Raw genomic sequence first — 13,996 nt, 5'->3', positions numbered from 1 at the left:
GGCTGCCGTTTTCCGTCCGGCAGCCTGACCTTTTCTCACTGTTCTCAGTAACAAGTGTCATACTCGTAAGTGTTTTCTTGTTGTAAAGAAGCTTCCTATTAATCCAATCCCAATTCCCAGCCCCAGGCTGATCGGCAGCAGAGTCCGGTACATCTCCAGAACAGGGATAAAATCCACCACTCCGGTCAATACATTAAATTTATTCAGGATATAGGAGATTGCTGCATTGTATCCAAAATACAGGCCAATCAGAGGAATTGCTGCCCCAATAATTCCAAGTACGATTCCTTCCAGCATAAAGGGAGCCCGGACAAAGGAATCTGTGGCACCTATGTATTTCATAATCCCGATTTCATCCTTGCGGACTGCAATACCAACTGATATGGTATTGCTGATCAGGAAAACAGAAATAACAAGAAGAAGTGCAATGATCGCAATGGAAACATAGGATACCAGCTTATTTATATTTCCCAGTGTTTTGGCAGCTTCTTCTGACTGATTTACCATTCTTACATGTTCCAGGCTTTGGATATAGGAAACCAGTTCTGTCTGTTTGGTAATATCATTCATATAAACACGGTAATTGGCTGAATTTGCCAGAGGATTGTCATCCTTAAATCCGTCTGCTGCATCAGAACCCTGGAAATATTTGTCTTTATACTCTTCCCACGCATCCTCTGCTGACTGGAACTCAATCTTTTCCACTTCCGGACGGGCTTTGATCTGCTTTCCGACTGCTTTCATCTGCTTACTGTTGGTTCCCTCATCAAAAAATACTGTGACAGGAACTTCTGACTCTACTTTATGTGCAATATTATTTACATTATTTACAATGGAGAAAAAAATTCCAAACAGAAAAATACAGGCAGCCATAGTAATAATAGATGCCAGGGAAAACATCCAGTTTCTTTTTATGTTTTTGATACCCTGCTTCAGGGTATACCATATTGTACTAGGCCTCATGATATTCTCCCTCTTTCTCGTCGCTTATTATGGAACCCTCATGCATGGTTACCACCCTTTTACGCATGGCATTTACAATTTCCTTATTGTGTGTTACTACCAGAACTGTGGTTCCTCTGTCATTGATCTGTTCCAGAAGCTTCATGATCTCTTCAGAAGTTTTTGGATCCAGGTTTCCGGTCGGTTCATCTGCCAGAAGAATATCCGGACGGTTTACCAGTGCTCTTGCCAGGGCTACCCTCTGCTGTTCTCCGCCGGAAAGCTCATCCGGAAAGGATTTGTATTTACCGGCCAGGCCAACTTCCTGAAGAACCTCAGGTACACGTTTGCGGATCACACGGGTGGGACGGTTGATCACACGCTGTGCAAAGGCTACATTTTCATATACATTTCTGTCCTTCAGTAATCGGAAATCCTGAAAAACCACACCAAGCTTTCTGCGGTATTTCGCTACTCTCCTGTGCTTCATTCCCTCCAGGCGTTCACCGCTTACAATTGTCTGTCCGGATGTGGAATCCAGTTCCTTCATGAGAAGCTTGATCATCGTTGTTTTACCTGAACCACTGCTTCCTACTACGAATACAAATTCACCTTTGTCTACGTGCAGGTTTACATGGTTCACGGCAGGAAGTCCGGGCCCATAGGATTTACTTACATCTATCAGATCTATCATTTATTTATTCCTCCAGTGGGGTCATTAATCTTTTCGTAATATTATTGTAATATATGTTTTGTCATTTGGCAAGAGGATTCTCGGTGTTTCATAGATTGTTCATATTTTTTGTCACAGTCTACTCCAATAAAGCTCCGGATATGTGACCGGATATTGACTTTCACATAAATACTGCCTGCAGATAAATACACTGCAGGCAGGTAAAGACCAATCATTTTTATTCTGCGTTATCAGTATTCCAGAGTCTCCATATATTTCATATATCGCACTACCATCAGGGCAATCTTAAAGGTGATGGCATCCTCGAATACTCTAAGGTCAAGTCCTGTGCTCTTCTGAAGCTTATCCAGACGGTAAACCAGAGTATTTCGATGAATATAAAGCTGTCTGGAGGTCTCAGAAACATTCAGACTGTTTTCAAAGAATTTATCAATCGTTACAAGAGTTTCTTCGTCAAAATCGTCCGGAGACTTTCCGCCAAAGATCTCTTTGATAAACATTTTACACAGCGGTATAGGAAGCTGATAAATCAGTCGTCCGATTCCCAGGGAACTGTAGGCAATCACTTCCTTATCTCCAAAGAAGATCTTTCCTACATCCAGAGCCATTCTGGCTTCTTTGTATGAACGTGATACTTCCTTCAGTTCATTGACAATAGTACCGTATGCCATATGAGTCCTGCCGTCATTTCCCATTCCCAGTGTATCCAGAATAGTATGAGCCAGAGCATCCATCTCCGGATAATTTTCGCCCTCATCCAGTTCCTTGACTACGATGATACTCTTCTCATCCACTGCTGTAATGAAATCCTTGCTCTTACCGCCAAAGAGACTCTTTACACTTTCCATGGAGCTGTGATCCTTCTCCTGAGGCATTTCCAGAATCATAACCACACGGCGCACATCTGCTTCTATGTGTAATTTCTTCGCACGGTTATAAATATCCACAAGAAGAAGATTATCAAGAAGAAGGTTCTTGATAAAGCTGTCTTTATCAAAACGTTCTTTATATGCTATGATCAGATTCTGAATCTGGAATGCAGCAAGCTTACCTACCATATAGGTATCCTCATCATCGCCGTGTGCTACCAGAATATATTCCAACTGATAGTCGTCACACACCTTAAAATACTGAAATCCCTTTACCAGCTGACTGTCAGCCTGGGATTCTACAAAAGCCTGTACATCTGCTGCTGCAATGGAAAAATCCGCAAAAGTGCTGGCCAGCACTTTGCCCTCTGTGTCAATAACACAAAATTCCGTTCTTGATATTTCTTTTAATCCTTCCAGAGTATTTTGAAGCACCTGATTCGATATCATCCCAATTCAATCCCTTCTCATCTACAGTTTATTTTTCTATTTTGCCGTTCTGTTTTACCATAAATATTTCTCGCTGAATTATATTTTAATACAAAATCACCAAAATAGAAAGAGGGAAAATGAAAAAACTTACAATTTTTTGCATGTTTTTTTTTATATTTTGCTCAGTTTTATCTTTCAATATAAGACTTTCCTTAGATTTACCTGTTTTTTTCTATAAATCCTTCTCCATGGACTTCTCTGGCATCCGTTACGATCACAAATGCCTGAGGATCAATTTCATCCACCTTTTCCTTGAGCATGACAATTTCCTTTTTATTTACCACCACAAAAAGCATAAGCTTATCCTGTCCGGAATACATCCCCTTCACATTAATCCCTGTAGCTCCCCGGTCCAGATCTTCCATGATCATTCCGGCAATTTCCTCCGGCTTTTCTGTGATAATATAGACAGCCTTGGAGAATTTCAGGCCTTCTATCAGTCCATCCGATACTTTTGTCACAAGGTACACTGCTATAATGGCATAAAGGGCCTTATGGATTCCGAATACATACATACCCACAACAACCACTGCCCCGTCAATAATCTGCATGATCTGAGAAATGGAATAATGCTGAAGAAATTTCTGGATAATAGCAGCCATCATATCTGTTCCGCCTGTAGTTCCGCCTCCCAGGAAGACCAGACCAATCCCCACTCCCTGGATCACGCCTCCATAGAGTGCTGCCAGAAGCAGGTCATCCCCGGCCAGATGAAACACCGGCTGTATTGCCAGCCATACAGACAGTGATATTTCACCCAGAATTGCCTTCTTTATAAAAGAAAAGCCTTTGACCCTCCATGCAATAAAAAACAGGGGAATATTCAGGACACAGTTGGTCACCCAGAGGGGAATCCCACCGTTCACCAGTCCCTTTGTCCAGGCTTTTATAATAATTGCGATGCCGGAAAATCCACCTGTTACCATTCCCGATGCATCAAACACCGAATTGATAGCCAGTGACATCAGTCCTGTACCTACAATAATCATCAGATATTCCAACCAGAGGGGTTTTCTGCCCTGCATACTTGATTTTTTTGAATTCATATTACTCCTCTCTGTTTTTACTTTAACACTGCGCCGTATTATTTTCTCTGCAAATTACAAGAACGGCAGCAGATCCGGTTAAGGACTGCTCCCGTTCTTATTATGGCTTATGATTCATAAATCAAACAATATATGCCATTATTTTTTCTCAGGCTTATTGATAAAATTTACAAAATGATAACTCTCCATTATCTGGAAGTATTTAACGATCCTTGGATATAAAGGCTCTGCCTTCTCCCCAAATTCGTCTTTTACCAGTGCAGCAATATCTTCCACTGTCTTCCTGCCATCTATGAGTGGCCAGATAAATGTGCCATTGTCATCCAGATGTATCTTCGTATATCTGGGTTTTCCAAACAGCTTCTGGGCAATCGTGTTAAACGCGCCCTTATTCTCTATTTCCAGCACCATTCTCCCCCTGATATCAGTATGCCAGCGAAGCTGTGCACTGCGCTCAGGAATGAGATCCAGATAATTGATCTGTAATTCTTTTTTCTTTTTACTCATTTAAATATTATCATCTCCGCCTGATCAGGCTTTCTTCTTGTTCCAGATACTGAATTTCAGAAGGCTTAAGATCATAAGTAACATCAGGATCACGCCGCCTGCATTACCAAGGTTAATGCTTCCGGAGAGATCAAATACACTGCTTACGTTTACTACTGCAAGGATTGCAAGAAGGATACCTACAAGACCTTCACCTGCGATCATACCTGCACAGTAAAGTGTACCGTCTGTTGCCTGTTCTTCTTTTGTCTTATCATCAACATTCTTTCTTCCGTCAACGAACATACGAACAACACCACCGATCATGATAGCAGCGTTGAGGTAGATTGGAAGGTAAAGACCGATAGCAAATGGCATAACCGGAATTCTTAAGATTTCCAGACCAATTGCAAGGAATACACCGATAAATACCAGTGTCCATGGAAGCTTGCCGCCCATGATACCTTCTACGATCATCTTCATCAGAGTTGCCTGAGGAGCAGGTACTTCTGCACTTCCGTATCCCCATGCAGTATTCAGAAGATAAAGAACACCACCGATAGCAAAACCGGCAGCAACAACACCGATAAGCTCACCGATCTGCTGCTTCTTAGGAGTTGCACCAAGAAGATAACCTGTCTTTAAATCCTGTGAAGTATCACCTGCGATCGCTGCTACGATACAGATTACGGAACCAATAGCAATTGCTGCTTTCATTCCGTCGATACCGGTATTGCCTGATGCTTTGATAACCATTGTTGCGATCAGAAGTGTAGCGATAGCCATACCTGATACAGGGTTGTTGGAGCTTCCTACAAGACCAACCATACGGGAAGATACAGTTGCAAAGAAGAAGCCGAAGATTACGATAATCAGCGCACCGATCGGGTTAACCGGGATAGCCGGAACAAGCCAGATGATCGCAACCATTGCCACAATACCGATCAGGATAACGTTCATTGGAAGATCCTGTGCAGTTCTTTCTGTACTTGTATTCTTGCCACCTTTCATGCTCTTCATGGAATCACGGAAGGTTGTAATGATCAGAGGCAGGGATTTGATCAGGGAAATAATACCACCTGTTGCGATAGCTCCTGCTCCGATATATTTTACATAAGTACTCCAGATTTTAGCTGCTCCGCCTGCTGCATAAAGAGCAGAAATTGTTTCTGTTCCGGGATACATAACTGTATCAGCTCCGAACAGACAGATTACCGGAATCAGCACCATCCAGCCAATAAGAGAACCAACAAACATAAAGGATGCGATTCTTGGTCCTACGATATATCCAACACCGAGAAGTGCAGGATAGCATTCCATACCAATTTCACCTTTGAATCCTTTAAATGCTACTGCAACGTCTGCAGGGATTACCTTTAAACCGTCAACGACAAATTTAAAGATCGCTGCGATTCCCATACCTGAGAATACTGTCGCAGCGTTTGCACCACCCTCTTCACCTGCAAGAAGAACATCTGCGCAGGCAGTTCCTTCCGGATAAAGAAGTGTTGCATGCTCTTTTACGATCAGTGCGTTACGAAGTGGTACCATAAAAAGTACACCAAGAACACCACCGCAAAGTGCGATTAATGTGATTTCCACGATACCCGGCATTTCACAAAGTCCTTCTTCTGCCCAAAGGAACAGAGCTGGCATTGTGAAAATTGCACCGGCTGCCAGTGATTCACCGGCTGAACCGATTGTCTGGACCATGTTGCTCTCCAGAATGGAGTTCTTTTTCATGATCTTGCGAATTACGCCCATGGAAATAACTGCTGCCGGAATGGAAGCAGATACAGTCATACCAACACGCAGACCAAGATAAGCATTGGCTGCACCGAAGATGACTGCAAGGATAACACCCATGATGATGGATGTCACCGTAAATTCTGGTGTGATCTTGTCAGCCGGAATATACGGTTTGAACTCTTTGTTTTCGTTCATGATTTCCTCTCCCTTTTGTATTAATTTATAAACATAAAACATTATAGCGAAATTTGTACAAAAAGGCAAGGTGAAAAACTGGTTTTTTATGCACTTTACCATATTGACGTGCTAATCTGATAATTTCTTAATATATCAGCACGTTCAAACAGCATATTTTCGCCCTGTTTTATCTGTCTATTCATCCGAATCCAACTGTTTAATCAGGTATCTCCCAACAATTCTGGAAAAATTCGAAATATCCCGGATATATGCGAAATCTTTTCCAAATATCTTTTTTTCTGTGGATAGGTCCTTTTCTTCCCCTGCAAACACTCCCAGAACACTTACTCCAAGGTTTCGCAGATGCCGTACTTCTGTTGCAGTGTCATTGACTGCATATTTTCCCATATAAGGTTCCGGATTCTTTGCATGAGGTCTGTTTACGATCACATCGTATGGTTTTCCATCACTTAATACAATGAGGATTTTTTTCTCCTCAGATCTCTGAAGCAGACCGTATCCTGCGGTTTTGATGGCAAGTCCATCCCTGTTATTGGAAGAAGTTACATAATTAAAAATATTTTCATTAGCTGACTGTGGATCATCGTACTCGCGGAATCTGTGAAGGATCGTATAGTCCCAGAATGTGCAGAAGCTCATGACACGGTGAGGCAGGTTTACATTACTTAATGCTTCACTGATGATGTAAGCCTGTAATGCCACATCCCCCTGCCTGGACATCTGGGAACCGCTGGCATCGATCAGCACATCTACTACGAAATCAGATGCATCAGATTTCAATTCTCTTTTAAACAGATTTGCTTCACTGCTTCTGCCCACACGCCAGAGTCTGGACGGAATGATCGTTCCTCTGTCTGACAGTACTTCCTGCGTCTCGCTTTTCAGCACCAGTGTCTTTCGCAAAAGGTCTGTAAGGGATGCGATGTTCTGCTTTACAATCCTGTGTTTGTCATGGTAGAGCCAGATATTCTTATTCTTTAATCGCACTGCATATTCGTACTGATAATTTCGTTTCACCGGATTCTTGAGAATTCCTTCTGTAAAATAAAGGCTGCAGTCCCTGTGAAGTTCCCTGCACATCAGATAATTCATTCGCTTCTCTTCTGCTGGAGTGAGATAAGTTTTTCCGAAATTCAACTCTACATAGGTGTATGCTTTCTCGAGTTCCTCCTCTGTGAGAATTGTAATTTTGTGTTTGGTCTGGCGCTGTTTTTCCATTTCTTCAGTGACAGCAGTATCTTCCATGTCCGTGATTTTGTTTGTCATCTGTTCGATGTAACTCTCCAGAGCTTCCTCATAGAGTTCTTCTGTAAGAAAATCTTCCCAGTCGTATTCTGTCAGTTCTTCCATGGTGACTGCCATAACCTGTTCCAGTGTTCCATGATCTTTCTCAAAATTCGGATCAATAATGGTGTTATAAAGACTGTCAATAATACGGATCAGTTCTATAGTGTCTGCAGCTGTTCTGGCTTTGTAAACCATGTGGCGGATTTTTCGAAGACGCTCTTCTACATAATGGTTTCCATTCTGTAAACGGTCACGCAGGATGGCAATCTTCAATCGGCCAAGAATATCTCCGTATGCGGGCATCTGTTCAAACTCCTGATCCAGGATATCCTCGAATGCTTCCTTCTGCATCTCCCGGACTCCCGGACGTTCCTGACAGATTTTGTCCCCGATTGCTTCTTCTACACATAGCTGTGCTACTGCAGTCAGTTCTCCTTCTCCTGCCTGGCAGAAAACTTTTTTTACCAGATATAAACCCAGCAGATTTCTGTCATAATATTTTGCCAGAGCGCCCTGCTTGATGCCGTCATACAGAGCGATTGCTTTTGAGCGCAGATACAGAGAAACATCTACTTTCATATTTAATGTGTAATCTCCGCTGATAGTCCAGAGGAGATTGCGGATCCTGTTTTCCAGTTCCAGACGGTAATCGTCAATTTCTACGATTTTCTCATCTTTCATATACATCATCCCTTGTCCAGTCTGCCGGAATTCTGGTTTTCACAATATCCTCTACGATTTCTTTCTCAAAAATGTCAAAGGTCTTGTTCACCACCCCCATAGTAACTGCTTTTCTCGGAGAAAGTCCGGTTTCTACAATCTTCATGGCTGCAAGGAGACCTCGCAGATCCAGAGGTTTGGTGGAAATTTCACTGTTTGTGGCTTTGAGCTGAAGATCCAGGAATACTCCGATGAACTGTGTTCTGGCGTTTTCTTTTATATTCGGGAACATCCGGCGGAAAATAAATTCCAGGGATTCTTCAGTCTGAGCCGGCATGTCTATGACCAGAAATCTGGATACCAGCGCTTCATTGAGTTCTTTGGTTCCTGCATAACCGTAATTCATAGTTCCAATAAAACGGGCAGCCGGATGAAGATCAATTTTGTCATAGCCCGGGACATCGATGGAACGGCGATAATCCAGGGTTGCATGGAGAACGGAAACTGCATCGTTCTTTGCCATATTAATCTCGTCAAGGATTCCGAAACCACCGTATTCTGCACACTGATAGATAGTTCCTTTGCGAAGCTTAACTTCGTTGTCCACGAAAGTGTCTGTGCCGATCAGATCTCCACTGTTTGTGTTTACATGAAAGGAAACATTATATGCGGGACGGTTGAAAATATATGCCAGGTTCTCTGCAAGGATATTTTTTCCTGTTGCCTTTGGACCGGTGAGTAACAGGTTCTCCCCTTTGAGCAATCCGGCAATGGCCATTTCCAGAATGTCTTTTCCGTAAAATGGAATGGATGGTTTCACAATCCTGTCTGCGGTCTCCGGTGCCACCTCATACCGGCTGCGGAATTCTTCTACTCTCTTTATCAGTTCAGGAGCTACCTGCTGCTCCTCCAGAAATTTCAGTTCTTCCATTTAGTTCTCCTTTATATAACTATTATAGTCCAGTTTGTGTTATAGAAAAAGGCCGCTTATCTTTTACAGATTCACGACCCTTTCATTATAGCATTCTTCTTTATATTTTTACAACATTATACTTCAAATACAAGATCTCCATAAGAAGGCATCGGCCACATTTCCTTATCTACGATCATTTCCAGTTCATCCACCGGCTCACGTAAAGCTTCCATTGCAGGAACCACCTTTTCTCTGCAGAATACGGCTCTGTCCCGTCCCTCTGCATATTCCGGGATCTTCTCAACCAGTTTGCTCAGCTTACTCATGGCACTGTTTGCAGCCTTTAAGAGTTTTGATGCTTTCTTGAGCAAATCAAGCTGTACACTTACATCGATCAGTCCTTCGCCCGCTGTTTTCACTGTATTGATAGATTCGCCAAGAACAGTGGTATATCTGATAACTGCCGGAATGATCTGCTTGGTTGCCATGTCGATCATGGTCTTTGCTTCAATATTGATTGCTTTAGAGTAAATCTCATATTTAATCTCTGCACGTGATTCAAGCTCAGCTCTTGAGAATACATCAAAAGATTCAAAGAGTTTCACTGCCTTCTCTGTAGTAAGTGCAGGGATTGCATCCACCATGCTCGGAAGGATCGGAAGTCCGCGGCGTTTAGCTTCTTCCTCCCATTCCGGCGCATAGCCGTTTCCGTTAAATACGATCTTCTGATGATCTGTGGCATATTCTTTGATCAGGTCATGTACCGCCAGTTCGAAATCAGGAGCTTTTTCCAGGCGGTCACATGCTTCCTTAAATACTTCTGCTGTGATCGTATTCAGGACTACGTTACATGCGGAAATAGAATCTCTTGAGCCCACCATACGGAATTCAAATTTATTTCCTGTGAAAGCAAAAGGTGAAGTACGGTTACGGTCTGTGGCATCCTTCATGAAATCAGGCAGAGTCTTAACACCTGTTTCCAGCTTACTTCCCTTTTTACTGTGAGTTGCTGTTCCTGTGCTGACCAGCTGTTCCAGAACATCCTCCAGCTGCTCTCCAAGAAATACGGAAATCACTGCCGGCGGTGCCTCATGGCCGCCAAGTCTCTGGTCATTTCCCACATCTGCCGCAGATTCACGCAGAAGATCTGCATGTTCATCTACTGCTTTCAGGATACAGGTGAGGACCAGAAGGAACTGAATATTTTCATGAGGTGTTTTGCCCGGATCCAGAAGATTGATTCCGTCATCTGTGGTAAGAGACCAGTTGTTATGCTTACCGGAACCGTTCACACCTGCAAATGGTTTCTCATGAAGGACACAGCGCATTCCATGACGACTGGCAACCTTTTTAAGGATACGCATCATCATCTGGTTCTGGTCTGCTGCGATATTGACCGGTGCATAGATCGGTGCAAGCTCATGCTGTGCAGGAGCAACCTCATTATGCTGTGTCTTTGCAGGAATTCCAAGCTTCCAGCATTCTTCATTTACCTCTTTCATGTATGCGGAAATTCTCTGGCGGATACTTCCAAAGTAATGGTCATCCATTTCCTGTCCCTTCGGAGGCATAGCTCCAAAAAGAGTTCTGCCTGTATAGATCAGGTCTTTTCTCTGAAGCCATTTCTCTTTATCGATCAGGAAATATTCCTGCTCTGCTCCTACTGACGGAGTTACTTTCTTAGAAGTTGTATTTCCGAAAAGTCTCAGCAGACGGAGTGCCTGGGTGTTGATTGCTTCCATAGAACGAAGAAGTGGTGTTTTCTGGTCAAGTGCTTCTCCTGTATAGGAACAGAATGCAGTAGGAATACAGAGTGTTCCGCCTGCTGCATCATGGCGCACAAATGCCGGTGATGTACAGTCCCATGCTGTATATCCTCTTGCTTCAAAAGTTGCTCTTAATCCACCGGACGGGAAAGAAGATGCATCCGGTTCACCTTTGATCAGTTCTTTTCCGGAGAAAGACATCAGGACCTTGCCGTTATCCATCGGAGCTGTGATAAAAGCATCGTGTTTCTCTGCTGTCACGCCTGTAAGGGGCTGGAACCAGTGGCTGTAATGTGTGGCTCCCTTTTCAATAGCCCATTCCTTCATCTCATGTGCTACTACATCTGCAATCTCCATAGACAGTTCTTTGCCCTCTTCTATGGTTTTTTTCAATTCCTTGTATACCTTCTTGGGCAGACGTGCCTGCATAACAGAATCATTAAACACATCACATCCGAATGTCTCTACTACATTGATATACTCACCCATTGTTGTTCTCCTTTTTATTTATTAATGCAGAAAATCCCGTTGTTTTGGAATCTTCATCTTTTGTACTTTTCAGATAAAGATTCAGTGCTTCATGGCAGTTCGAAATCTTCACCTGTGTATGTTCTCCCCCGAACTCCCCATCCAAGGTCCAGGGTACCACTTCCTCTGAGGTAATGGTCAGCTGCGCTGATTTAAAAGAATAGATCATGTCTGTATTATCCTCAGCTGTCAGCATTGCTGTCATGATCTCCTGTAATTCCAGTGGATTCTTGGGTTGTCTGATCATGGTCACTTCAAAAAGACCGTCATTCATATCCACATTCTTTCCAGTAAGATTCTTGAATCCTCCCACAGATCTGGAATTAGTCACCATTCCATAAATGAAATCATCTTCAACAGTCAGCTCCTCTGATTGGATTTTCATATGATAGAATTTAATATCAAAGAGACGCTTCACTCCTTCCAGAAGATAAGCCACATGTCCCAGAATATTCTTCAGATCCTGGTCTGTCTGGTAAGCAACATCCGTAAAAAGCCCAAAGGCTGCTATGTAAGTAAAGCTTTGATTATTAAACCTGCCAATGTCACAATGATAAAGCTTCTCTTCCATAATACCTTCAGCAGCCTCAACCATATTTTTCGGCATAAAAAGACTATTGGCAAAATCATTGGTACTTCCTGCAGGAATATATCCGATAGGAACAGAACTGTCTACCTCCATCACACCGGTGACCACCTCATCAAGTGTGCCATCACCACCACTGCATACGATAAGGTCTACTTTAGATTCGTATTCTTTGGCTTTTTCATAGGCATCTCTTGGTTTCTGTGTGGAATAGATGATGACTTCATAGCCACCTTTATTAAATATATCTACAATATCAAGCAAATTGGTTTTTATCTTACCTTTGCCTGCTTTGGGGTTGAAAACAAAGAGCATTTTTTTGTTCATTTCGAGCAACTCTCCTTTTTTTCAGAGTTTGAAAACGCATACAAAAAGAGATATGCAATTTCTATCTATAATAATATAAAAAAAAAGGGGGGAAAAGTCAATGGGGTTTAGGGACGGCAGGAAATATTTTTGGTTTCAGGTGCGGTTTCGCGGGCTAATAACTCTAGGTGTGTGGAAATCTGCTAAAAACATTCAAAAATTGCTCAAACTCGCTTCGCTCAGACAGTGAGCAATTTTTGAATAACGCAGATTCCCACGCACCAAGAGTTACTACGCCCACTGCAAATGCACCTGAAACCAAAAATATTTCCTGCCTGTTGGCTGGCTGTGGAACTGTCGGGCTGTTACTGCTCACTTCGTTCACAGTAATGCGCCTTGCAACGACAAGCTACGCAGATGAGATTTTTTTACAAAACATTTTGTAGGATAGTAACGCATGAATCGGAACTGGTGAATAGTTGCAATTTTTCTATATTTTTTATGGCAAGTTATATTTTGGCGTGATAGAATGGGGATTGTATTTATTATAAAAGGGACTTATTACAAAGAGAATTTATAAAATGGATTTTATAGAAAGGATTTCTTGTTCATATGATTAAATTGATTGCTTCAGATATAGATGGAACTTTGGTGAAGGATGGGACTCTGGCGATTGACAGGGAGTATATGGAGGTAATCGGTCGGCTGCTTGATAAGGGTATTATTTTTGTTGCATGCTCAGGGCGGCAATATCGAAGTGAGAGGAAGCTGTTTGCTCCAGTCGCAGACAGATTGCTTTATATCTCTGACGGAGGAACTGTTGTACGGACTCCGAAGGAGATTTTGAAAGTGGATACTCTACCGGACGAAATCTGGAAAGGAATGTGTTCTATGGTAAGAGAGGATATGCCTTCCTGTGATTATTTTATTTCCACACCTGAACGCTGTTTCGCAGAAGACGGAGGCAGCCAGATGTTTCACTGGCTGAGAGATTCTTACGGATATGATATCCATGAAGTTCCGGAAATGTTAAAACTTGAGGGACAGAAGGTAAACAAATTTGCTGTTTACCACCCCAATGCCTGTGAGGAAATGTGCGCCCCTTTATTCACTCCCACCTGGAAAGACAAAACAGTTATGGCTGCCGCCGGCAAAGAATGGATGGACTGTACTGCCCCAGGTTCCGGCAAAGGTCCTTCCGTTGCTTTCCTGCAGGAATATCTGGGAATTTCACCTGACGAAACCTGTACTTTCGGAGATAACCTCAACGATATTGAAATGCTTCAGAATGCTGGTCTCAGCTACGCAGTCTCCAACTCCCGCCCCGAAGTCCGGGCTGCCGCCAAAAATATCTGCCCGCCCTACTGGGAAAACGGAGTTCTGCAGATTCTGAGGTCTTTCTTATAAAAGATACGAATTACTCCAGTTCATACTAATACACAGCGCAGAAACATATTTCATTTCGTGTGCATTT

The 13,996-nt window shown here is 42.7% G+C and carries 11 protein-coding genes; 1 reads left to right on the top strand and 10 read right to left on the bottom strand.

The features are described from left to right. Positions 1–57: 57 nt before the first annotated feature. From ftsX to ACTNDS_RS00770, 10 genes are all read right to left on the bottom strand, one after another. On the bottom strand, positions 58–963 hold the full coding sequence (ftsX, locus tag ACTNDS_RS00815) for a permease-like cell division protein FtsX (RefSeq protein ID WP_433845274.1): 906 nt from the start codon (positions 961–963) through the stop codon (positions 58–60). After that, entirely contained in the window at positions 953–1,636 is a 684-nt protein-coding gene (gene ftsE, locus ACTNDS_RS00810) for a cell division ATP-binding protein FtsE (RefSeq protein WP_019162442.1), read from the bottom strand. Before ftsE ends, ftsX begins: the two co-directional genes overlap by 11 nt. 230 nt (positions 1,637–1,866) lie before the next feature. After that, a complete protein-coding gene (locus tag ACTNDS_RS00805; protein WP_019162443.1) occupies positions 1,867–2,955 on the bottom strand; it encodes a PucR family transcriptional regulator in 1,089 nt (362 codons plus the stop codon). A gap of 200 nt (positions 2,956–3,155) precedes the next feature. Further along, positions 3,156–4,043 carry a YitT family protein gene (locus tag ACTNDS_RS00800; RefSeq protein WP_173743504.1) on the bottom strand — a complete coding sequence of 296 codons (888 nt, stop codon included), beginning with the start codon at positions 4,041–4,043 and terminating at the stop codon, positions 3,156–3,158. 138 nt (positions 4,044–4,181) lie between these two features. Beyond that, positions 4,182–4,550, bottom strand: coding sequence for a PqqD family protein (locus ACTNDS_RS00795; RefSeq protein WP_441032575.1), 369 nt, complete (start codon positions 4,548–4,550; stop codon positions 4,182–4,184). Between the two features lie 24 nt (positions 4,551–4,574). Then, positions 4,575–6,473: an OPT family oligopeptide transporter gene (locus ACTNDS_RS00790; protein WP_441032572.1), complete on the bottom strand. Its 1,899-nt coding sequence runs from the start codon at positions 6,471–6,473 to the stop codon at positions 4,575–4,577. Between the two features lie 177 nt (positions 6,474–6,650). After that, the gene (locus ACTNDS_RS00785; protein ID WP_303241949.1) at positions 6,651–8,444 is read right to left on the bottom strand and encodes a cobaltochelatase CobT-related protein; all 1,794 of its coding nucleotides are present in this window, start codon (positions 8,442–8,444) and stop codon (positions 6,651–6,653) included. After that, positions 8,434–9,354 (bottom strand): AAA family ATPase, encoded by a 921-nt coding sequence (locus ACTNDS_RS00780; protein WP_195565585.1) that lies wholly within the window; start codon positions 9,352–9,354, stop codon positions 8,434–8,436. The genes ACTNDS_RS00785 and ACTNDS_RS00780 overlap by 11 nt, the downstream gene beginning before the upstream one ends. A 116-nt stretch (positions 9,355–9,470) precedes the next feature. Further along, positions 9,471–11,591: a glutamine synthetase III family protein gene (locus tag ACTNDS_RS00775; RefSeq protein ID WP_441032567.1), complete on the bottom strand. Its 2,121-nt coding sequence runs from the start codon at positions 11,589–11,591 to the stop codon at positions 9,471–9,473. Next, complete coding sequence (locus ACTNDS_RS00770; protein ID WP_303241947.1) at positions 11,584–12,543, bottom strand: diacylglycerol/lipid kinase family protein; 960 nt, start codon at positions 12,541–12,543, stop codon at positions 11,584–11,586. Before ACTNDS_RS00770 ends, ACTNDS_RS00775 begins: the two co-directional genes overlap by 8 nt. A 591-nt stretch (positions 12,544–13,134) precedes the next feature. On the opposite strand from ACTNDS_RS00770, the gene ACTNDS_RS00765 reads away from it, so the two are divergent. Then, entirely contained in the window at positions 13,135–13,929 is a 795-nt protein-coding gene (locus tag ACTNDS_RS00765) for a Cof-type HAD-IIB family hydrolase (protein ID WP_441032563.1), read from the top strand. The last annotated feature ends 67 nt before the right edge of the window (positions 13,930–13,996 follow it).

It is taken from the genome of Blautia sp. HCP3S3_C12, assembly GCF_052064155.1.
Taxonomy (GTDB): domain Bacteria; phylum Bacillota; class Clostridia; order Lachnospirales; family Lachnospiraceae; genus Blautia_A.
Note: the sequence above shows the minus strand (reverse complement) of the source record. Positions and strands in the feature narration are given on the sequence as shown.